Annotated in this window: 24 protein-coding genes and 1 tRNA gene; 17 read left to right on the top strand and 8 right to left on the bottom strand. The window is 32.2% G+C overall.

The window, feature by feature from the left end; translation table 11 throughout:
- Positions 1-2: 2 nt before the first annotated feature.
- The 4 genes from BM088_RS20975 (at position 3) to BM088_RS20960 (ending at position 2,630) form a co-directional block, all read left to right on the top strand.
- Positions 3-88, top strand: a tRNA-Leu gene (locus BM088_RS20975).
- Between the two features lie 139 nt (positions 89-227).
- A complete protein-coding gene (locus BM088_RS20970) occupies positions 228-608 on the top strand; it encodes a hypothetical protein (protein WP_091989418.1) in 381 nt (126 codons plus the stop codon).
- A 97-nt stretch (positions 609-705) separates the two neighbouring features.
- Positions 706-1,860 carry a methionine aminotransferase gene (locus tag BM088_RS20965; protein ID WP_091989424.1) on the top strand — a complete coding sequence of 385 codons (1,155 nt, stop codon included), beginning with the start codon at positions 706-708 and terminating at the stop codon, positions 1,858-1,860.
- Positions 1,848-2,630 carry an amidohydrolase gene (locus tag BM088_RS20960; protein WP_091989416.1) on the top strand — a complete coding sequence of 261 codons (783 nt, stop codon included), beginning with the start codon at positions 1,848-1,850 and terminating at the stop codon, positions 2,628-2,630. Before BM088_RS20965 ends, BM088_RS20960 begins: the two co-directional genes overlap by 13 nt.
- Here the strand turns inward: BM088_RS20960 and BM088_RS20955 are convergent.
- On the bottom strand, positions 2,623-3,102 hold the full coding sequence (locus BM088_RS20955; RefSeq protein WP_091989413.1) for a YcxB family protein: 480 nt from the start codon (positions 3,100-3,102) through the stop codon (positions 2,623-2,625). The two genes, BM088_RS20960 and BM088_RS20955, sit on opposite strands and share 8 nt — an antisense overlap.
- A 159-nt stretch (positions 3,103-3,261) precedes the next feature.
- Here BM088_RS20955 and norR point away from each other — a divergent pair, with 159 nt between their 5' ends.
- Complete coding sequence (gene norR / locus BM088_RS20950; protein WP_091989411.1) at positions 3,262-4,836, top strand: nitric oxide reductase transcriptional regulator NorR; 1,575 nt, start codon at positions 3,262-3,264, stop codon at positions 4,834-4,836.
- Positions 4,837-4,882: 46 nt separating this feature from the next.
- On the opposite strand, the gene BM088_RS20945 is transcribed toward norR, so the two are convergent.
- Positions 4,883-5,284, bottom strand: a complete 402-nt coding sequence (locus BM088_RS20945) for a hypothetical protein (protein ID WP_091989408.1) — start codon at positions 5,282-5,284, stop codon at positions 4,883-4,885.
- A gap of 275 nt (positions 5,285-5,559) precedes the next feature.
- Here BM088_RS20945 and BM088_RS20940 point away from each other — a divergent pair, with 275 nt between their 5' ends.
- The 3 genes from BM088_RS20940 (at position 5,560) to BM088_RS20930 (ending at position 9,199) form a co-directional block, all read left to right on the top strand.
- Positions 5,560-6,924 (top strand): hypothetical protein, encoded by a 1,365-nt coding sequence (locus BM088_RS20940; protein ID WP_091989405.1) that lies wholly within the window; start codon positions 5,560-5,562, stop codon positions 6,922-6,924.
- 78 nt (positions 6,925-7,002) lie between these two features.
- Positions 7,003-7,386 (top strand): BlaI/MecI/CopY family transcriptional regulator, encoded by a 384-nt coding sequence (locus tag BM088_RS20935; protein ID WP_091989402.1) that lies wholly within the window; start codon positions 7,003-7,005, stop codon positions 7,384-7,386.
- A 10-nt stretch (positions 7,387-7,396) separates the two neighbouring features.
- Positions 7,397-9,199 (top strand): M56 family metallopeptidase, encoded by a 1,803-nt coding sequence (locus BM088_RS20930; RefSeq protein WP_091989399.1) that lies wholly within the window; start codon positions 7,397-7,399, stop codon positions 9,197-9,199.
- A 128-nt stretch (positions 9,200-9,327) separates the two neighbouring features.
- Here BM088_RS20930 and BM088_RS20925 read toward each other — a convergent pair whose 3' ends face one another.
- On the bottom strand, positions 9,328-10,197 hold the full coding sequence (locus BM088_RS20925; RefSeq protein WP_091989396.1) for a GNAT family N-acetyltransferase: 870 nt from the start codon (positions 10,195-10,197) through the stop codon (positions 9,328-9,330).
- A gap of 119 nt (positions 10,198-10,316) precedes the next feature.
- On the opposite strand from BM088_RS20925, the gene BM088_RS20920 reads away from it, so the two are divergent.
- A complete protein-coding gene (locus BM088_RS20920) occupies positions 10,317-11,129 on the top strand; it encodes a class I SAM-dependent methyltransferase (protein ID WP_143085130.1) in 813 nt (270 codons plus the stop codon).
- 12 nt (positions 11,130-11,141) lie between these two features.
- Entirely contained in the window at positions 11,142-11,453 is a 312-nt protein-coding gene (locus BM088_RS20915) for a hypothetical protein (protein ID WP_091989394.1), read from the top strand.
- A 59-nt stretch (positions 11,454-11,512) separates the two neighbouring features.
- Here BM088_RS20915 and BM088_RS20910 read toward each other — a convergent pair whose 3' ends face one another.
- Both BM088_RS20910 and BM088_RS20905 read right to left on the bottom strand, forming a co-directional pair.
- Complete coding sequence (locus BM088_RS20910) at positions 11,513-11,965, bottom strand: hypothetical protein (protein ID WP_091989391.1); 453 nt, start codon at positions 11,963-11,965, stop codon at positions 11,513-11,515.
- Between the two features lie 220 nt (positions 11,966-12,185).
- Entirely contained in the window at positions 12,186-13,115 is a 930-nt protein-coding gene (locus tag BM088_RS20905; protein ID WP_091989388.1) for a M14 family metallopeptidase, read from the bottom strand.
- Positions 13,116-13,289: 174 nt separating this feature from the next.
- Here BM088_RS20905 and BM088_RS20900 point away from each other — a divergent pair, with 174 nt between their 5' ends.
- The 4 genes from BM088_RS20900 to BM088_RS20885 all read left to right on the top strand — a co-directional run bounded on the left by BM088_RS20900 (position 13,290) and on the right by BM088_RS20885 (position 17,366).
- Positions 13,290-14,114, top strand: a complete 825-nt coding sequence (locus BM088_RS20900) for an arylamine N-acetyltransferase family protein (RefSeq protein ID WP_091989385.1) — start codon at positions 13,290-13,292, stop codon at positions 14,112-14,114.
- Positions 14,115-14,239: 125 nt separating this feature from the next.
- Positions 14,240-14,758: an outer membrane beta-barrel protein gene (locus BM088_RS20895; protein WP_091989382.1), complete on the top strand. Its 519-nt coding sequence runs from the start codon at positions 14,240-14,242 to the stop codon at positions 14,756-14,758.
- A gap of 13 nt (positions 14,759-14,771) precedes the next feature.
- Entirely contained in the window at positions 14,772-16,043 is a 1,272-nt protein-coding gene (locus BM088_RS20890; RefSeq protein WP_091989379.1) for an Ig-like domain-containing protein, read from the top strand.
- 111 nt (positions 16,044-16,154) lie between these two features.
- Positions 16,155-17,366, top strand: a complete 1,212-nt coding sequence (locus BM088_RS20885; protein ID WP_091989376.1) for an EAL and HDOD domain-containing protein — start codon at positions 16,155-16,157, stop codon at positions 17,364-17,366.
- A gap of 29 nt (positions 17,367-17,395) precedes the next feature.
- Here the strand turns inward: BM088_RS20885 and BM088_RS20880 are convergent, their stop codons facing one another.
- Positions 17,396-18,274, bottom strand: coding sequence for a LysR family transcriptional regulator (locus BM088_RS20880; protein ID WP_091989373.1), 879 nt, complete (start codon positions 18,272-18,274; stop codon positions 17,396-17,398).
- Positions 18,275-18,371: 97 nt separating this feature from the next.
- Between BM088_RS20880 and BM088_RS20875 the strand changes: the two genes are divergently transcribed.
- Both BM088_RS20875 and BM088_RS20870 read left to right on the top strand, forming a co-directional pair.
- Positions 18,372-19,559 carry an MFS transporter gene (locus tag BM088_RS20875; protein ID WP_091989370.1) on the top strand — a complete coding sequence of 396 codons (1,188 nt, stop codon included), beginning with the start codon at positions 18,372-18,374 and terminating at the stop codon, positions 19,557-19,559.
- Complete coding sequence (locus BM088_RS20870) at positions 19,540-20,103, top strand: GNAT family N-acetyltransferase (protein WP_091989367.1); 564 nt, start codon at positions 19,540-19,542, stop codon at positions 20,101-20,103. Before BM088_RS20875 ends, BM088_RS20870 begins: the two co-directional genes overlap by 20 nt.
- Before the next feature lie 78 nt (positions 20,104-20,181).
- Here the strand turns inward: BM088_RS20870 and BM088_RS20865 are convergent, their stop codons facing one another.
- Together BM088_RS20865 and BM088_RS20860 are read right to left on the bottom strand one after the other, a co-directional pair.
- Positions 20,182-20,421, bottom strand: a complete 240-nt coding sequence (locus tag BM088_RS20865; protein ID WP_091989364.1) for a hypothetical protein — start codon at positions 20,419-20,421, stop codon at positions 20,182-20,184.
- Between the two features lie 83 nt (positions 20,422-20,504).
- Positions 20,505-21,299 (bottom strand): 4'-phosphopantetheinyl transferase family protein, encoded by a 795-nt coding sequence (locus BM088_RS20860; protein WP_091989361.1) that lies wholly within the window; start codon positions 21,297-21,299, stop codon positions 20,505-20,507.
- A 306-nt stretch (positions 21,300-21,605) separates the two neighbouring features.
- Between BM088_RS20860 and BM088_RS20855 the strand changes: the two genes are divergently transcribed.
- Positions 21,606-22,397 (top strand): helix-turn-helix domain-containing protein, encoded by a 792-nt coding sequence (locus BM088_RS20855; protein WP_091989358.1) that lies wholly within the window; start codon positions 21,606-21,608, stop codon positions 22,395-22,397.
- Positions 22,398-22,412 lie beyond the last annotated feature (15 nt).

The following is a 22,412-nucleotide window of genomic DNA, read 5'->3' as shown; positions in this document are numbered from 1 at the left end:
ATGCCCGAGTGGTGGAATTGGTAGACACAAGGGATTTAAAATCCCTCGCTCTTAGAGTGTGCCGGTTCAAGTCCGGCCTCGGGCACCATTTTAAAAGTTAAATTCAAAAAACAATCATTAATCTTCTTATATTTATTCTTTGTAATAAAATCCATATTAATTTCATCTGATACAGTTATTAAATTAGAATTGATATAAAGTTGTCAAAAATTTATTTTTAGGAAAAGATGAAAACTGTATCCGAACAAAATATTTCTGTAAGTGTCTCTTATAGTGATGAATTAAAAATATCAGATAAACACGCATACTTAGATGTTTTTAGAAGCTTTAATTGGAAACCTTTAATTTCATGTAAAAGTGAAATACAAAAGTACCATGCACCGTATATGACCTTTTCTACTTCTGAAGGCCATGTTTTACAAATAGGTAAAATAAATGATGCTGCATTTTCTGTATTAATGGCTTTTGAAGACTCAGAACATCCAGACTTAAGACAGCATTGTAAACGTCAAAATTTAACAATTATCCAGGTTGAAAATTTAATTAAACTTTATGCTGATATGGATATTGTATGTATGCGAAATTGGGTTAATGAAAATAAGCCTTAATTTTAAATATTATTGACTATTTTATTGGGATTCTATGAAATAAATGATAAAACGCATTATAAAATACGTTTATATTTATTTAATGAGTTTTAAAGTCATGCAAAGAAATAATTTTAAAAGTAAATTACCAAACCTCGCGACAAGCATATTCACCGAAATGTCATTATTAGCAAACCAATATGATGCGATTAATTTATCTCAAGGTTTTCCTGAATTTGATACACCTGAATTTTTAAAAGATAGCATTTCAAATGAGGTTAGGTCGGGTAATAATCAGTATTCACCATCAAATGGCATGCCGGATTTATTGAAGCAAATAGAGGCGTTGATCTATCGTCGTTATGATACGACTTTAAATGGTTTAGAATCTATCAGTGTTACCAGTGGCGCGACAGAAGCATTATTTGTAGCGATTCAAACGATTGTAAATAATGGTGATGAAGTTATTGTATTTGATCCCGCTTACGACTCTTATGAACCAGCTGTTTCTTTAGCTGGAGGAAAATGTATTCATATCCCCTTAGTTTCTCCAGAATATAAAATAAACTGGAATGATGTTGAAAATGCTATTACAGCAAGTACGAAAGCCATTATTATAAATACACCGCATAACCCTACAGGTACTTTATTAAGTGAAAATGATTTAATTGTTTTGAGTGAGTTGGCACATAAACATAATTTTTATGTCATTAGCGATGAAGTATATGAATTTATTACTTTTGATGGACAGCAACATGAAAGTGCACTTAAATATCCTGAACTATTTAAAAGAACTTTTGTTATCTCTAGTTTTGGTAAAACATTCCATTGCACCGGTTGGAAACTCGGCTACTGCATTGCACCTAAGCCTTTAGCTGATGAATTTAGAAAAATTCATCAATATGTCACTTTTTCAAGTTTTACACCTGCGCAGCTTGCGGTTGCGAATATGTTAGAAACTCACCCTGAGCATATAAACGAGCTGGGTGCTTTTTATCAGAAAAAGCGTAATTTATTGCTAAACGCTTTATCTCATTCAAGGTTTAAAACTTTTATATCAAAAGGTACATATTTTATTTTGCTAGATTACTCAGATATTTCAGACTTAAGTGATAAGGATTTTTGTCATTGGCTTACCAAGGAAGTGGGTGTTGCTGCTATACCTTTAAGCCCTTTTTATGAAGGTGATTATGATGAAAAAATTATTCGTTTATGTTTTGCTAAAAATGATGAAACTTTATTAAAAGCCGCGAGTATATTATGCAAACTTTAAATATTGCTGCAGTGCAGCTTGATATCAAATGGCTTGATAAAACAAGAAACTTATCCCACATAGATGATCTTATTCGTACTGAAATTAATACAAATATTGACTTAATTTTACTACCTGAAACATTTTCTACAGGGTTTTGCATTAATAAGCCTGATGTTGAAGAAGTTGAGGAAAGTAGCCAAGTACTTGATTGGTTGAAAGAAAGTGCTAAAAAATATAATGCTGTAATGGCAGGCTCTGTTTTAGTTAAATATGCACAGAAAAAAGTAAATCGGTTTTACTGGGTATTTCCATCCGGTAGAGTCGAGTTCTATGATAAGCGCCATTTATTTCGTTTAGGCAATGAAGGTGATTATGTCTTACAAGGAAATGAGCGAAAGGTAATCACAATTAAAGGTGTAAAAATATTACCTTTGGTTTGTTATGATTTACGCTTTCCTGTTTGGGCTAGAAATAATCAAGATTATGATTTAATAGTTAATGTTGCAAATTGGCCAAGTGCAAGAAGGAAGATTTGGGATACTTTATTAATGGCCAGAGCAATCGAAAACCAAGCTTATGTTATTGGTGTTAATAGAGTTGGGGAAGATGGTAATGCAGTCGCTCACTGTGGGGGGACTGCATTATATGATTTTTCAGGAGAAACATTAAGTTGTGCGAAAAATAATAAAGAGCAAGTTGTAAGGATGCAGTTAAATATAGATGAACTGACTCAATTTAAAGCAAAGTTTCCAGCTTATTTAGATGCTGACAATTTTGAAATTATTTAATATCTATTCTTTTGATGATGTAATTTTTTGCATCATCAGATAAACATCGATTAGAAATATAACTGGTGCTATTTGTTAATTTAAGCAAAAAACCTTTTTCAGTTTGTTGTATCTCATTTATATCAATCCATAATGTTGTTGAATCAATATAGATAGATTTGACAGTCACACCTGTTTCATTGATTGTTAAATTAACAGTATTACCCGCGGCTTTACTGAGTTTTTGGCGCATCAACCACCAAGCCTTATTGTAATAAACATTGAGCGCTTCAATGACACCTAAACATAAAATAAACCAAGCTAGGTATTTATTTAATTCGGTGAATATTAAAATGAATCCGGCTAAAAAAATACCGATTGATTTGTAATAAGCTTTAATGCTTGTATCAATGGTCACTGACTGTGAATAACATTCACTAAAATGAGTGTGATCTAAAATATAACTTGTCGAAAAAGAAAATGCTGTATTCATCAAATTTAATCTAATTGTGTTTTACTGTATTTTATCGGGGTTTAAACTAAAAATCGATGATACATATGTATGTTCATTATAAATTAAATGATTGATCTAAATCTTGTAGTCATAAAGACTCTAAGGTATTGTTGAAAAAATACTTGAATATGCATAAATATGAATGAAATCACCTCTTCAGCGTTAATTGAATTAGCTTTAGATTTAGCTAAAAGTTTAACTTCAGAGCACAGATTTGATCGTTTACTTGATACCGTTAGAAAGACAATTCAGTGTGATGCAGTCGCTTTATTATCTTATCATCAAGATGTACTTAAACCATTAGCTTTACAAGGGTTAAGTAGAGATACTTTAGGTCGGCGGTTTATTATTAACGAACATCCGAGGTTTGAGCAATTATGTCTTTCAACTATCCCGATTCGATTTGCTGCTGATAGCCCATTACCCGATCCATACGATGGTTTATTGATAGATAAAGAGGGTGACTTACCCGTACATTCTTGCATGGGCTTACCCCTGTATTTTGATAATAAGTTATTAGGGTTATTAACGATTGACAGTTTAACCCCTCATTTATTTGAAAATATTCCAAATCGAACGTTAGAAATGATATCAGCAATTGCTGCTGCGACATTAAATACAGCTTTGATGATAGATCAGCTAGAGTCTCAAGCAATACACTCACAAAAAGTGGTTGCTGAATTAACGGAAGAAGCGTTAATGCGAGATGGGGGAGAGCTGATAGGTCAAAGCAATATTATGCAAAAGCTAAAGCAAGAGCTTGATATTGTTGCAGCTTCTGATTTTAACATTTTGATTTATGGTGAAACTGGAGTGGGAAAAGAACTCGTCGCCCGAACTTTACATCAAAAATCGTTAAGATCAAACGGACCTTTAGTGTATGTTAATTGCGCTGCATTACCAGAAAACTTAATTGAAAGTGAGCTATTTGGTCATGTTAAAGGTGCTTTTACGGGAGCTGAACAAAATAGAGCTGGAAAATTTGCAATTGCGAATAATGGCACTTTATTTTTAGATGAAATTGGTGAATTGCCATTAGCTGCACAAAGTAAAATCTTACGTGCTATTCAAAATAATGAAATCCAGCCAGTTGGTCAAGATAATGTAGAAGAAGTAAATGTACGCATATTTGCTGCAACAAATAGAAACTTACAAGAAGAGGTTGATGGTAATCGTTTTCGTGCCGATTTATATCATAGGCTAAGTGTTTACCCAGTAAGAGTACCGGCATTAAATGAACGTTATGGGGATGTTCAATTACTAGCGGGATATTTTGTTGGAAAAGTGGGGCGTAAACTGGGTTTGAATCAATTAAAAATTGATTCTGGTGCGGTGAGTTATCTTAATGAATATAACTGGCCTGGTAATGTGAGAGAATTAGAGCATGTGATCAGTCGTGCTGCTTTAAAAGCACGGGCACGACAAAAAAATAAAGCGATAATTTCGATTGAAAAAGAAGATTGCGGTTCTTTAATAACAACTCAACTTCAAGATAAACTAGTTTCACCCCATGAAACACAAGTTATCCAGAATAAAATACAAGTTAATCTAAGAGAAGCAACGGATGATTTTCAAAGAGCGTTAATAAAAAATGCATTATCTGAAGAAAATGGCAATTGGGCTGCAACAGCTCGAAGGTTACAAACAGATAGGGCAAATTTAAATCGTGTTGCAAAAAGATTAAATATAAAAGTCATTAAGTCTGTTATTTAGAGCATATAAATGGTTTTAAAATTCGAAAAATATGCCCTAATCTTTCTTAGTAAGAAGTGAGGTCTTTACTCTTTTTAGTATTTAAATGCCTATTCGATATACGTAATGTTAAAATCCAAATGGCAATGATCAATAAAATAATTGAAGGCCCCTCAACCCAAGATGTATCTATATACTCGACACTAAGCAAAGATATGAGAAGGCAGACAAAAGGTCTAAATTCATATAATTTCTGAGACAAGTCTTGTAACAGTTCGCTTTTAATAAAATGCCCTGTTATATCTATGCGACGGTGATTTGAACGTACTATCCAAATTCCTGCACCAAATAAAAAAAGCAAAGATCCAATAATTGAAAATATAAAATGAGTATTTTCATGTATAAGAATAATGCCAGCGCAAAAATATAAATATGGTAATGCTTCGTAAATGAATTTAGGGTAATGCATAAGCTCTCCAGTACAAATTTTGCGCAAGTTTACATTATCCTTCTAAATGCAACAATCTTTTTTTAACTCATTACCGAATAAAAAATAAGCGGGTTAATTGATGTTTTATAAAACAATACCTTGGAGAGTTTTAATATTTTAGCCACGCTTCGTAATTATTATAGAAAAACCCCGGTCTACTTTTTGGATAGATTATTAAGTGTAATTGATGTGCTATTTGAATTCAGTTTATAAATTGTTGGATTTGGTTATTAAAGTGAAATAAAGGAAGTCTGATGCACTGTTTTTATGTTTTCATGTTGTTTTTTCCATCAATACTTTTTGCAAAAATAGATTACTTTGTTGATATATCTAAAGATTTAAAAAACATTAAGGTTGATATTTGCTCATCTACAGTCTTGCCTTCACTATTTGAATTAGGTCGTTCAAACGCGCTGTTTAATATTACTTCACTGAATATCATATCTAAAAGTGGTGATAGAAGAGGCTTAAATCTCTATAGTAACAAGCTTTATATTGGAAATACTAAATTAGGTGATTGCTTAGCTTATCAAGTAAATCTAAATCAAAGTTTAAAAAAAGCTGAAAAGTATGCAATTAAAAATACAGTCTTTATTGATAATCGAGATTGGTTGTTTTACCCAAAAAATGAGCAAAAGGTATATATAAAGTTTAATTTAAATAATTTACAGCATCAAATATCAACCCCTTTTCCTAAGGCGAAAAAAATTAAAAATGATGTCACATTTATATTGAAAAGAAATGCAATCGAATATGAAAGTAAAACTGTTATAGGAAATATTAGGTTAGAAAGTCTTATATTTGGTAATGCGAAATTGGAATTAGCACTCATTGGTTTAAATAATCATAAAAGACAGAATGAATATATAAAATGGGTTCAAGATATGGCAAATATTTTAGACCAACACACTGGGCTATTTCCACAAAGGCCAGTGCAAATACTGATCACAGAAATTTCTTCAAACAATGGGCCTGTTCCATGGGCGGAAGTTCAAAGAGGAGGTGGTGCATCCGTTCAATTTTATGTAGATAAGAACCTTAAAATAGAAACGTTTTATCAAGATTGGACTGCTGTACATGAACTAAGTCATTTATATTTACCTAAATTTAATACTGAAGATTTATGGTTATCAGAAGGGTTAGCGACTTATTATCAGGTTGTATTAAGAGCAAGAGCTGGTTTTACAAACGATTTAGAAGGCTGGGAGAAAATGCTGGATGGATTTGAACGTGGTATGCGTGATGAGAATGGCCTTAATTTACGGCAAACAAATGAAACAATGCATTATTACTGGGGAGGTGCTGCATATTTTCTTATTGTAGATGTCGCATTGAGAGAGCGCAAAAAGACAAGCTTATTTGATATTATAAACAAGTTTGTTAAATGTTGTATAACTGAGAAAGGCCCTTGGTCTGCTGAAAAATTTACAGCTAAATTGGATTCTTTATCAGGGACTAATATTTTTACTAAGCTATTATATCAAGAAGCTTTAAATCGAAGTTTTCCAAATGTAAATCCGGTATTGGAAAAACTAGGTATATATAAATCTTATTTTGGTGGGGTTAGTTTGAAAAACCATCAAAGTTACCAAGTAAGACAATCAATTATGTCTCAATAGTAAATTAATTGTTGCTATTTACGATTGATTTCGTATATTAGGCATGTGAACTTTATTTAAAAAAATAGGCAAGAAAGAATGACAAAAAAAACGGTACCAACAAAAGCTGAACTTAATATTCTTAATATTTTATGGAAGGTTCAGCCGTCTACCGTACGCCAAGTTCATGAAGTTTTATCTTTGACTCAGTCAACTGGTTATACTACAACACTCAAAACAATGCAGGTAATGCATGAAAAAGGGCTAGTTCAAAGAGATGAGTCAAGTCGGGCGCATTTATATAAGGCTAAAGAGTCATCTGGAAAAACGCAAAATTCATTAATAAAAGACATACTATCAAAAGCATTTGGTGGTTCTAAATATGACCTTGTTGTGAGCGCATTAGGCGAAAAAGCAAGTTCAGACGAAATTAATGAAATTAGAGAGCTGCTCAATACATTAGAAGAACAAAATAAAAAATAGAGACAACTAAATGGACTTTTTCTTTTTTGATACTTTTTTAAGTAATCCTGTTTTTAAAACATTATCACTAACCTTACTTCATTTTATATGGCAAGGATCTGTATTAGCTGTATTTCTAGCTGCATTTTTAAAGTTAATCAGTAATAAATATTCAAATTTAAGATATAACGTCAGCCTTTTTGTATTGGTATTGTGCTTAATTTCTCCGGTTCTTACTTTTTTAATTATAAATGAACCACAATCCATATCTAATGCTTCAATATCACATGCAGCGCCTTTATTATCTGAACCAGAAATTGTTTCTGTATTGTTTAATATGCAAGAGTTTGATATTAAAAATTTATTACCTTGGTTATCTGTTATATGGATGTTGGGAGTTATTTACTTCAGTATTGGCTATTGCAAAGAGCTTTTTTCAGTTTATAAATTACCTAAGTCACATGTTTCTAAACCTCAACGGTGGCTGAGTGAACTGTTTTTATCTTTAAAAGAAGAGTTATCGATTTCACAAAATGTAACCTTAAGAGTGTCTAAAATAGTCGATGTTCCTATGGTGATTGGATGGCTTAAACCCGTTGTTTTAGTACCATTAAATATGATCACTGGGTTAACAGAAGAACAGTTAAGGTTACTGATTGCGCATGAATTAGCGCATGTTAAAAGGCATGATTATTTTGTAAACTTAATACAGTCACTCGTTGAAGTATTTTTATTTTTTCATCCTGGGGTCAAATGGATTTCAAAACAAATCAGAATCGACCGTGAGTATTGTTGTGATGATATTGCCGCAACACATTTCTGTGAAAAAATATCTTATGCTAAAGCGCTTTTACATGCAGAAGAACTGAGACCAAGAACAATTCCTTTAATGGCAATGGCAGCTACAGGTGGACATTTAAGAAGCCGTGTTTCAAGAGTAGTCGGTGAGCACTCATGTACCCCTAAATATGCAAACCGTGGTATGGCAGGTTTAATTGGTTTAGCTGTCGTATGTTTATTATTTAGTACTCATAAAGTAATTGGAATGAGTAATACTGTAACTGATGAGTATTTAGAGACTTTAAAAAATAAACAACTTATGCTTGTAAAGCCTGAAATTAAAGAAAACTTAAATGATATTTCAGTTCAAATAGCCCCTGACAAATCTAAGGAACAGCAAGGAGCTAAAAAATTAACTACAGTCGATATTCCAATACAAAAGCAACAAAAAGTTATACTTAATCAATCACCAAGTATTGAAAATGATGTTTTGGAAAAGAAGCAAGTCATAGTAGAAAAGCATAGAGAAACCCAAAAGCCTTCTTTATTGAATAAAACTGAACTAGTGTTAGAAGTAGCTCCAGAACAAAAAAAAATAACAGTAAAAACAAAGAACAGAGAAAATAAACCAGTAGAAAAAATTGCTGAATTAAATTCTAAAATTGAAACATTACCACTAATTACAAATAAAATTGCAGTTGTTGATTCTAATGAATATAAACCTTTAGTGATCCCACCAAAAGCTTTAAAAATGATTAAACCTGATTATTCTGAAGTTGCGCAAAGAAAAGGATATGTTGGCGATGTTGTTATTTCATTTAATGTTAACTTAGATGGAAAAGCGTCCGATATAGAATTTATGGGTGATACTAAAAGTTATTTAAAAAAATCAGTTAGAAAAGCGATGAAAAAATGGCGCTTTACTCCAGGTAAAGTTAACGGTAATGAAATTGTGATGAGAGAAACTAAATTATTTTCATTTGTTAACCCTAACTTAAATAATACAAAAATTAGGACTGGTAGCAGAATTTCTTCTAGATCACGTCGTATGTAAGATGATTTTAGTGCAATAAAAGATTGATAATATTAAGCAATTTAATAAGTATTATTTAAATTGTATTGTGTTATAAATGTAAAAGTAATGCACAATAATAGGTTAAGATTACTTTATCCAATAAGAGATCAGCCTAACTCAAATGTAGTGACACCGAAGGTACGTGAAGAGGATATTTCAGGTTCGTTTAGAGTATACATACGAGCCGTTTCAAAAACTTTTATCATATTATACTTTTTTGCTAAAGTGAGGGCATCTGCATTTGTTTCTGGAATATCAAGATAGCACTTTTTATTATTTTCTACCTGATTAATTAATGACACATAAATTGATTCACCTATATTGGGTGAATTAGCAAATAAAGGGCCTATTTTATAACCTGAAATACACGGCCTGATAACACCATAACCTGAGATTTTACCTTTTTCTAATTGTATAATCACTTTACTTTTAGTTTGATTTAACCAAGCCTTCAAAAAAATACGACGATCAGTGGGAAAAAAATCTTTATCATAAGAGATAATTTCATTAACAATGTTAGGTTTGTAGTGTAATAAATCAGTTAATAACTGAGGTGAATTCTCTGTGTTAATTGTATTCGTTTTACTAATGCCTTGATAACGAATATTTGAATAAGCAAATTTAAACCCTGACTTTTTATAGTTATTTTGCTGTTCAATAACACCATCAAGTGCAATATTATATTTACTTAATTGTTTTATTGCATGCTGCCATAACTGAAAACCATAGCCTTGACCTCTAAACTCAGGCTTAACAATATAAAAACCTAAAAATGAAAAATTGTCAGGATATTTCACAATAGAAATACACGCTATGGGTTGATTATTTAAAATCCCTAATAAAAATCCCATATTGTCAGCAGCATAAAAACTTTCATAGTCGTAAAGACCTGGGTTCCAGTCTTCTAACTCTGCCCATTTTAAAATTGTATGAAGCTCTTTTTGTGAGCATGATCGAATGTAATATTTATTGTCCATACAAAATTCCGTTATCAAGTGATATAAGAAATAATTGTGTATATTAAATCTTTAAATTAATGATTTTTATTATTTATAGATTTAATATGTATTACTCTAATAATAACAAGTGTGCGCAAATGATAAAATTTAATTTTGGTTTTAAAATACTATTTTTACTAATTTTAGTGACAAGTATTGATAGGTTACATGCGAATGAAAAGGAGCAAGCATTAACATTAGAACAGTTAAATGCTTATTTGGCTGCTCCTAACAGACAAGAAAATGATAGCCAAAGAGATCAATCAAGAAAGCCAGCTCAAATAATGCACTTTTCTGGTATTGCAAAAGGAGATCATATATTAGATATATTTGCAGGAGGAGGTTGGTACTCTGAATTATTTTCAATGGCTGTTGGAGATAAGGGTAAAGTATATGTACAAAATGACAGTGTTATTTGGCGTTTTGCACAAAAGCGAATTGAAAAAAGAACAAAAAACAACCGCCTAAAAAACCTTACTAGATTAGATAAAATTGATCTTCCAGATATAAACATACCAGAAAAAAGTATCGATATTGCTTTCACAGCACTTAATTACCACGATTTGTTTTTTACTTATGATATTTCTGACGGTAAAAAGACGATATTTCGTGAAGCTGAGGTTGATCATAAAGCTGCTTTAGCAAAAATTAAGGCAAGCCTTAAAGATGATGGTGTTTTTATTATTATTGATCACCATGCTCATAAGGGATCTGGCTTAGAAGCGCCAAACTCAGTGCATCGTATTGACTCAAATATTGTAAAATATCAACTGGAAGAGGCTGGCTTTGTATTAGTTGAACAAGCTTTTTATTTAGCGAATCCTGAAGACGACTTATCTATGAGTGTTTTTGAAGATAAACTTCGCGGTAAAACGGATCGTTTTATATATAAATTTAAGAAAAGAGAATAAATAGAGATAAACATGCATAAAAATCAAATCACAAAATCGGCATTGATTAATATTATAACATCTTGGGGGGAATCAGAGATTTCAATTCAAAAACTTCAAATTTGGATGCTTGATAACTTTGAACCTGATGAAGTAGATATTGGCTTAGGTGAAACTGAGGCAACGATAGAGGCGATGCATATCGTCATGAATGAATATGAACTTGCAAAAGAGGAAAAATGTTTGCAAGAACAATATCTTTTAGCGATTAAATATATTAATTGCACTGAGGAAAACTATAATCAATGTAAAAGTGATTTTTTACGTAAAGGATTTTGTGATTGATTCAATAACCATCTCAAGAGAATAAGTTAATCTTTTAAGATGGTTATTTCTAAGGATGACTAGCAGTATGGAACTGTAAATTGTTTTGAAAATAAGAAATCAGAATCCATATCATCATCGTTAGTGACAATGTATATATCTTTTTGAGTTTTAATTTGGTTTTTTGTGTAAATAACAGTATCGCCATTCACAATCGCTTTAGTGGTACTAATCGGTGTATATAAGTAGTCAAAACCTGTAATGATTAAGTCTTCCTCATCTAAAATTTCAATGGTTTTCTTTTCATTTGTTCTTAATGTTTTTGAGTCTGACATACAAGTATTTAGCATAGAAACAGCCGTACCTTTAAACCAAATTTGATCACCTTCAAATGCAATATCGTTATGAGCGCTCAGTTGATCAAAATTCATATTTTTAAGATTTGTTATATATGAACTTTGTTTTGCTGCTGCTGAAAAAACCGTAAAAAACGTGGCTAATGATAATAGTGTACTTGTTAAAAATAAGGCCATTAAATAATCCTATGTTTTCATTATCAAAACTACCTCTGATAATTTATGTTGAACGCAGAATTACTATAGGGAGATTGTATAACTTCATCTTGTTGGAATAATTAATTCTCAGTAATAATTACTTAAATTTAATTTAAATTATGCAATTGTTAAATAGAATGTTTTATTTAATCTCTTGAAACTTATGCAATATTAAAAAAATTGCATAAGTTTAGACTAATTAAATATGGTTGTTTTTTTCTGAAATATAATCAAGACCAGCAGTAATAGCAGTAATTTGAGCATTTATGCACTCTTCATCTGTTACATTATCACTATCTGGATAAACTTCCGTTGTGGTTGAGTAAGTCGCCTGGGTAAATCCAATGCATAGACTAAGTTTGGAAGTTGGGTAATTAATAACACCTTCTTGTTCAAGTGGAGAGCCGATTATTTTACCTTGCCCATCAGCTGGAGCAATATGAGTAATACTTTTGACTTTATTTATGATTGCGCCTTGAAAATCAGGCGCAGGATTTAACGTATCGCCTACTAAGTAAAACCCATCTGGAATATTCCAATTATCATGCACAGTTGCATCGCGGGCAGCAAGCGCTGGTCTGAACTGAGTATTGTCTGTGTCAGTTGTTTCATGTAAGTCAATGTGTGCAGTTATTTTTGTATTGAGTGAGGCAATATATTTCATTAAAGCCGCTGATTCTGCTGCTGGGCTATTTTCATAAAATGATCTATTGGGATCATCTGCATTAGGATTCCAGCGGTTAATTGTTTCATATCCCCAAGGGCTGATACAAGGCGTGATGATAAGGTTAAACTGATTGGTATAATTTAGCGCTTGGCTACTCACAAAGCCTAATGCTCCATGAACACCACTTGTTTCATAGCCATGAACACCGCCTGTAATTAACACTGTTGGTTTAGTTTCATCCCAGTTTAGGCTTGTAATAACATAAAGCGGATATTTATTTTCATCATAAGAAATCGCGCCATATGTTGCTATATCAAATTGGTTTTTAAGTTTTTCAATTTTAGTAACAACTTCATCTTGGTAAGAGCGTTTAATAGATTGTTTGGATAACCAAGTTTCTTTTTCTTTTTTTCCCCATTTTTGACCTGGTATTCCTATTGTATAAACTGCAGAACCACTCATTTTGTTACCTTATTGCATGTACTTAAACAAAGAAGAATAAACGGGCGTTTTAATTTAAGCAAGCAGGTTGAGATAAATACAAAATAATAGTAGAAAAGACTTTACCTAAGGTTAAGTTGAGGTTTTATAGTGGCCTCAACATAAAAACAACTTATATTATATTGGAGATTTGAATTGCCAACCTATATAACAGACTATTTAAATTCGTTAGATTTACCTTTTAATTTAAATGATCATGACTTAATTGAACATATGATCAAAGCACATATTAAGTTTTTTAATTTTAGCAGTATTAATGTGATCCTTGGTGAAGAGTTAAGCTTGGAACCCGAAGCTCTTTTTAAACGTGTCATAAACAAAAGAAGAGGGGGTTATTGTTTTGAGCATAATAAAATTTTTCATTTGGCGTTAAAGCATCTTGGTTTTGATGTTCGACCATTAATAGCCCGCGTAATGCTAAATGGTGATCCTGAAAATGGTCGAAGCCACAGACTGACTTTATTAACACTCAATAAACAGCAGTACATAATAGATGTAGGTTTTGGTGTTATGACACCCAGGACTTTAATTCCATTAGTAAAAGGTGCCAGTTTAGAAATTCCTTTTGCTAAATATCAGGTTGAATTTGATGAAAGTGATACTTATCGGGTTATCAAAACTGATGATATTAAACCTGTCATTTTGTATAGACTCGATTTATCTGAAAGTACTGAAACAGATTGCGATATTTCACACTTTTATAGTCATAAACACAAAAATGCGGCATTTGTGAACCATCTAGTTGTTTCTCGTATAGAAAAAAATCAACGTTATCTGATCCGTAACCTGACTTTTACACATTTTGATGAATTAAATAATATTGAACATATCAATAAAGTGACAAGTGCGAATGCGCTACAACAAATCTTACTAAATACTTTTAATATCAATATTACCGATAAAGAAGCCGAACTATTATTTTTACATCAAAATAAATATTTAACAAAATTAGCAGCTTGAAGTCTGCTGAATCAAGGCTTATTGCATAAGAAACTGAAAATGTTATTAATTGTAATTAATATGGTAATGCAAGTAGGTTCTCTATATGATGCGGACTCTTTTAAAAGGATATTATTTAGGTACCCATGAATAAAACAATTTCTCTTTTATTTTTAGCTTGCGCATCAATGCCTAGTTTTGCCGATTCTACTTATATTGGTTTAGATTATGTTTTTTCTGAGATTAAATTTTCTGATGAAAAAGCAAAACCTAGCATGACATCATTTAGATTAGGAACGACTGTTTATAAGCAAATCTCTGTTGAGGCACAGTATTCAATTTCGAATAAATCTGACAACATTTATAATATGGAATTTGACTTAGAAAATAGTAAAGCACTTTTTTTATTGCTGCAGTCAACTGCCGTAAATGGTTTTAGCCTCGATGTTTCATTAGGTTATGCTAGTAGTGAGCTTACAGTCACAGGTCCTGAAAATACATTTAATGGCACAGATGATTATAATGGTTTCGCTTGGGGTGTATCTTTTTATCAACAAATACCTTCGTTTGAGAATGCACAGGTAAAACTGGGTTATCAATCACTCTATAATGACCATGATATTAGTATTAATGGTATTACCCTTGGTTTTAATTATCATTTCTAAAAGGAATTATTGAATGCGCTTTTCAAAATTAGTTATTTTATTGAGTATTTCTTCAAGTGTTTTATTAGCAGGATGTGATTCAGATAATGACTCAGAAGCTTTAGCTAAAGCTGTGGCGTTAGAGTCTCAAAGAGCCAAAGGTACAATTATAGAATCAGTGACCATTAGTGGAGGACAAACACGTTTAAAGGCCGGTGAAATACAACAGCTAACAGCGTTAGGTATTGATACAAATAATGATCAAAGAGATGTCACTAGTGAATTACAATGGACTTCAAGTGATACAAGTATTGCAACTGTCAGTAATAAAGGCTTAGTGACAGCTGTAGCAAGTTCCACTGAAAACTCTGGCATCGTTATAATTAAAGGCACAACTATTAATGATATTTCTGCACAAGCAGAAGTATCTGTGAGTGATGTTGGCATTTCTTCATTGGTATTAAAGCAAGACTCAAGTTTATCAACTGATATTTTAACCTGTATTGATACACAAATATTAGCTGATGTTACTTATGAAGATAATTATAAGTCTCTCAATGTTACAAACGGTATTGTATTTAGTGTTGATAATACAACGACTGCTACAATTGATGAAACTGCTGGTATCTTACATACTACTCATAGTGAAATTGAAGCAACAACTATCACAGGAAAAATAGGCACCATTTCAAATCAACTAACCGTTAATGCAGACCCTAAGAACTTGGAAACCATAAGCGTACTCCTTGATAATAAAGCGACCAGTATTATTTCACTTAATGTAGGCGATAGGGTCAAAGTGAAATCTCAGGCAAAACTAGTAAGCACTATTTCAAAAACACTTTTTGATATAGATACAAATATTAACTGGGAGCTACGTACGGCTAATTTAGCTGGTATTACAGCTTCAGGAGTAAACAAAGGAAGTTTAGTCGCATTAAAACCGGGTGTTTCACAATTATATGCAAGTTGTGGTGGTGTAAATGGCATTGCAACAGTTGAAATAAAAGGAGAAACATTTGAATCGTTGACAATAAACGATGGCGCAGAAACGATTACACTAAAAGCAAATGAGTCGATAGAATTAACCGTCACGGCAGGTTTTAAAAACACGACTGCTCCAGTAAATATATCAGAGTTTGCTGATTGGCACTTTAGTGATACAACATTATTAACACAAGAGTTAGTGTCTATGGGTACCAGTGCAGCGAAATATAAATTAACAAGCAAGTCTGCAGTTGGTGAGCTTGTATTAACAGTCAGTTATGATGGTATAACTAAATTTGTAAAAATTATTATTGAGTAAAATTTTTAGCCAAAAAGCAATATGCTAACTATGATTTATATTATTGAATAATACATAGCGCAATTGTCCAGTTTTGTAGATTGGGCAATTGCAAAAGCCTCTGGAGCTTGAGTGAAAGTTTACACTGCAAGGCAAGCAATATTTAATCGTAAAAAACATGTTGTTGCATATGAATTGCTTTTTAGAGATGGACTGAGTAATGCATTTCCCAATATTGAAAGCAATCAGGCTACGGCCAAACTTTTACTTGATAGTCAATTTAATCAAGGTATTAAAGTCATAACATCTGGAAAAAAAGCATTAATAAACTTCCCTGAAAAAGCACTCCTAGATTTACTTCCCAGCTTACTACCGCCTGATCAAGTTATCATTGAAATTTTAGAAGATGTTAGACCCACAGAGCAAGTTTATGAAGCGTGTAAAACCTTATTTCATAAAGGCTATAAACTTGCATTAGATGACTTTGTTTACAGTAAACCTTGGTTACCTTTCATTAAAATTTGCCGTCTTATTAAAATTGATATCATGGAAACCCCATTAGATACAGTTGCGCCATTAATTGAAAAACTAAAGCAATATAAATCGTTAAAATTACTTGCAGAAAAAGTAGAAACAAATGATGAGTTTTTACAGGCAAAAGCAATGGGCTTTGATTATTATCAAGGGTATTTTTTTTGTAAACCAGAGATCATAGAACAAAAAGATGTTGATAATAGCCAGGCTGCTATTCTTGCACTTTATAATGAAGTTTTACGAAAAAACATGAATTATGAAAAATTAGCGAGTCATTTTGAACATGATACGGCGTTGTCTTATAAATTATTACGTTTTATAAACTCTGGTTTATTTTCGGTAAAAGAAGAGATAGGCTCTCTTAGGCAAGCCTTGGTTTATTTAGGAGAAGAGCGCGTTAAAAAGTTTGTTTGTATGATAATTACGGCGCATCTTGCACAGAGCAAACCTTCTGAGTTAACGGAGTTATCAATTGTAAGGGCAAGGTTTTGTGAACTTATCGCAATAAAAGTATCACCTGGCATGAGTAATAATGCATTTATCTTAGGTTTATTTTCGTTGATAGATGCAATTTTAGATAAACCAATGGAAGATATATTACTGACTTTACCTATATCAGATAATATCAAAGATGCGCTATTAGGAAAAAATAATATACTCCTTAATATTTTAGAAGTTGAAAAAGCTTATGAAAAAGCAAGTTGGTGGGCAATGAAAAAAGCCTGTGAAAAACTAAACTTAGATGAAGACTCTCTTGCTAAATATTACACAGAATCAATTTCTTGGGCTAATAGTTATAAAACATCTTAGGTCCCCCTCAAAATTGTATTCATGTGAATTTATTTTAATTGAGATTTCAAATGGTCAATAAATAAACGTGTTTTTAATGGCATGAACGCTGTATTAGGAAAAAATAGCCACAGCTGTTTTTTTGCTGATTTGATATCAGGTAAAATAGGAATTAATTGCTGTTTATTTATTTCTCTTTGTATATAGTTTTCAGGAATAAATATGAGACCCATGCCTTGTTTTGCCGCGATTAAAATAGCTTCAAGATGATCTGTGACAAAATTAAAATTTGTAAATTCAAAAAAATCGCCATTTTCAAGCTCAAGTCCACCTTGCTTTCTATAATAGTTACTTAATAGCATTTTATGGTGTGATAGGTCTGTAATGGAATTTATTTTAGGGTGTGTTGTTAAATATTCAGGTGAACCAAATAGACTCATTTGATAGTCAACTAATTTAGTGCCTTTATGAGCCGTGGAATCAAACTCTTCATGTTTTCGAGTTAACACTAAATCATGTTCCAGATCTGGTAATTCACCGGGTGTTAGAACATTTAATTGAATTTTAACATGGGGATACTTTGCTAAAAAAGCTTCTATATGTGGCATTAATAATGTACTGCCAACGGCGAGAGTCGCTGCAATTTTTATGAGGCCTCTTGGATGTGAAGCCTCTTGCTGTGTATCACTTACCATGACATTAAATTGATTTATGAAGCTTTTTGCTCGAGGTAAAAACCCATGACCTGCTTCGGTTAAGTTTACCTGGCGTGTTGTTCTAATAAATAAACTTAATCCCAATTGCTTTTCTAGCCAGTCAATTCGTTTGCTTACAGCTGAAGGTGTTACTTCAATTGAATTAGCAGCTTGTGTAAAGCTTTTATGTTCTACCAAGGCACAGAAACTTTTTGTGGCAGTTAACCAGTCCATATTAATTCCTATTTGGAAGTAATGTTTTGCCTATTACAGCATTTTTATTCCAAGAGATAAATAATATAGTGCTAAATATCAATTTTAGGAGAAGGTAATGCCACTTTTTTTAGCTATCTTATTTTTATCTTGTTCACAATTCGCCAGTCAAATTTTTTTACCTGCGATGCCTGATATCGCAATAGCCTTAGATATTAGTAAAAGTCAATTACAACAAGTTATGATGTATTATTTTATTAGCTTGGGATTTTCACAATTAATAGTAGGGCCTTTATGTGATTCGTTTGGCAATAGAAAAGTATTTTTAGTAGGCCAAATCTCATTTATTCTAGGAACATGTATTGCAGGTCTTGCTATTAATGAAAATATATTTGCATTAGGACGTGTATTACAAGGGTTTGGTGCCGCAGCACCTTTGTTGATCAGTCGAATTTTACTCGGTTCAGAATTAGAAGGTTCAGCTTTAAAAAGTGCGACAGCAAGTTTGTCTATTGCTGCAAGTTTAGTTGCTGTTGTTGCACCTTGGTTTGGTGGATTGATCACCACACATTATGATTGGCAAATATTATTTTTTGTACTGACCGTTTATTTCATAACAACTTGGTTTATTGGATATGTATTTTTAGCAAAACATGAAACTGGGGTTGTAGAATTTAAACTCAAAAATACATTACGCAATTACATGCAATTGTTGATTCAACAAAAATTTATCAGCATTGCGATGTTTAAATGGATCCCCACTTTTTTATATTTAACATCACAAATTTATTTTCCTTTTGAACTACAAGAAAAATTTAACTTATCAGCTGCTGAGTATGGAAAAGCCATGATGATCCCTACGGCAGGGTTAGTATTGGGCACATTGCTGGCAAAAATACTGCAAAAATATATTTCCTATAACAAGATATTACTTGTATTTTGGCCCTTAATATTAGCTTCTGGCATTGTATTATATGCAATGCCATTTAGCTTATTTTCAGCGCTTTTGAGTTATAGTTTATTGATGGTTGCATTTGGTACTTACTACCCATGTTGTATCCATTTGATTGTGACGTCATTTAAAAAATATGCCGGAGCCGCAAGTGCCTTGGTTGGTGCCGTTGAGCTTTTATGTTTCTCTATATTGGCAATCTTTATTAATAAATTTTTCATTACGAGTTATCTATCACTTGCTCTTATATATATCGCATTTTCATTTGTTCTACTTTTATGTTGGTTATTAATGAAGTTTAGTTTGAAAAAAACAAATAATAATAAGGTTAAATATGTATATCGAAACACCTAGGTTGATCATTAGAAATATGAAATTAAATGACTTGGAAGATAGCTATGAACATAGAGGTAGCGCAAGTGTCAGTAAATTTATATCAGAACCTTTAACGTTTGAACAAACGAAAGAGAGATTAGATCAAGCAGTTAAACCTTGGCAAGGGAATGAGCATGAGAAGTTGGGGTTAGCGATAGAACTTAAATCACAAGGTAAATTAATTGGTGAGTTAATGTATAAGCATACGAATATAGGCAGTAATATAGGTGAAGTAGGTTATAGGCTTAATACCAATTATCAAAAAAAAGGTTATGCCTATGAAGCTGTCAGTGCCTTAATAACACATCTTTTTGAGCAATTGGATTTGCATAAAATTACTGCTGTATGTATTACAAAGAATAATGCTTCTTGGGGTTTAATGGAAAGACTGGGCATGAAGAGAGAAGCGCTTTATCGTGACCATTTTAAAGTGGTAGATAAATGGTTTGATGGTTATAGCTATGCTCTTTTAGTAAAAGAATTTGAGCTGATAATGAAAAGAAGCGATGAAAAAACAGCCTAGTTGCAAATTTAACCTGATAGGTATCATATTAAAATGGATACCTATCAAAGAATGCTTTAGATACGACTGATGAGCGTATTAGAGGTTAGTTTTATCTTTGGTATCAAACTTTAAATTAGGTAGATTAGCTTTTGCCATAGTGATCAATACAAGGGCTGATGTGAAACAAAAAAAAGCCGATGCTGCAAAACTTGCTTTATAAACACTGCTTGTGCTTTCCCCATATATTATTATCCAAAGTGTGCAAAGTGCAGCACCGATAAAAAATAAGATTGAAAAAACATAAGAGATTTTTTGAAATGGTGTTTTAGGTTTCATATTGATAACTTTCATCGAGTTAATATATGGAACTATATATTAACTCAGTTTTCAATTTTTGATTTTAAACAAAGAAAGTCCCATTAAAACCCTGTGGATTCTTTATATGAGATTAAAGGAGTCGAATTAAAAAAACGCATTTTATACTGACTATTCTGATTATTATTTTTAGCGCGTACAGAAAGTGCAATGCGATGTTTATCATTTGGATAAAATAACCAGCTACGCCAAACATTAGCATGGTCAATACGGTGTTGTGCAAAACTGAGTTGTATATTGTGATTAACCTGATTATTTTCATTTACACCAATATCAAAACTAAAGTCTTTTAATGGGATTGATAACCCCAATCCCCAGGCTTTAATATAAGACTCTTTTAAAGTCCAATAGTCAAAAAATCGATTTCTTTGTTGTGTTAATGGTAAGGAAAATAACTCCTCAGACTCTTTTTTAGAGAAAAATCTATCAGCTATGCCTAAAACATCATTATCACGTGTCATATTTTCTACATCACAGCCTATATCGTCTTGTAATGTTACTGCACAAATAATGAGTTCATCGGTGTGGCTCAGATTGAACCTCAAAGGTAATGGTGGATCTTTTATTTCAGGTTTATCATATTCACCTTTTTCAAAGCGCCAACTTTCAGGCTTTATTTGTACATATTGAGATAATAAGTCACGCACAAAAGCACGAGTAATTAATGCACTATGCCTGTCTTTTTCAAATTTATACCTTTGTTGTTTTTGTGTTTCATCTGGCGTTAATAATGCGTGATATGCATTTAATAAATCGATTTGTTTAATTTTATTCGGATAAACATACCATAGATGTATTTCATTTTTTTCTAAACTTAATTTTTGTATCGAGTTATGCATTAAATCTCCTTATCAGTATCACCACGTTGTTCCTCAAAAGTTTGCTTTTTTATATATTCTACATAATATGATTTTATCATATTGTTTATTATTAAAACCTCAATAATGATGCAATGCGCTAAGCTATTTTACCTAAAAACAATAATTTATAGAGTAAAAGCTCAATGTGTAGTACTTTTTTGCTTGATCTAAGTCATCTTGTATTCAATTATTTTAAATTGAAGTTAAATAGAGTATCGGGTGATTGTACTGGGTTTGAAACCTGTGTATATTATCGCGGTCAATTAAATAAAAAAGAACAATGGAATGCCAAAACAACATGCAAATGCAACAACAACGCTTGAAATGCGTGCATTTATTCATGAGTCTGATTTACCCACTGCTGTTCTAGCGCGCTTACTTAAAATATCTGAATCTACCGTTCGCAAATGGCGAAAACGTGACACAGTGGATGATGAATCTCATACACCAAAACAACTCAATACTACTTTAAGCCCAGCGCAAGAATATGTTGTTGTTGAACTGAGAACTCGACTTTTACTTTCATTAGATGAATTACTTGCTGTGAGTAAAGAGTTTATTAATGTGAAAACATCTAGAGCGGGCTTACAAAGGTGTTTAAAGCGCCACGGTGTTTCAAGATTAGCAGACATGGATCAAAGTGGGGAAGCAACCGATGCTGATAGCCCTAATCATGCTGCCATTCAAGTACCTATACAGAATTTAGAAGAAAAGAATATTGTCTTGTCTGATGTTTCACCTGAAGCCATGCGTGAAGTTTTAAATCAAACACAATCTTTATCAGAAGATGAAGTGGTGCAAGTAAAGGTAACACAATTACCTGAATTTGATGATGAAACAACTAAGCGCCGTTTATTAATTGCAAATGATCCCGCATCAGGATGGGTTTATGTCGATATTTATGATGGCGATGAAAAAGCCGCAGCCAGCCGTTATATGAGTCATGTACTTACTAAAGCCCCATTTCATATCCGCCGTATTTTGGCTGGAAACTATACCGAATTTTTAAGCCGTTTTCGCATGTTAGATGCAGAACTAGATTCAGATACTAATGTACAAAACGCAACCGAATCTTAATTGGAGTAATAATAG

This window comes from Pseudoalteromonas denitrificans DSM 6059 (assembly GCF_900112265.1).
GTDB lineage: Bacteria > Pseudomonadota > Gammaproteobacteria > Enterobacterales > Alteromonadaceae > Pseudoalteromonas > Pseudoalteromonas denitrificans.
This window is presented reverse-complemented; position numbering and strand designations above follow the sequence as displayed.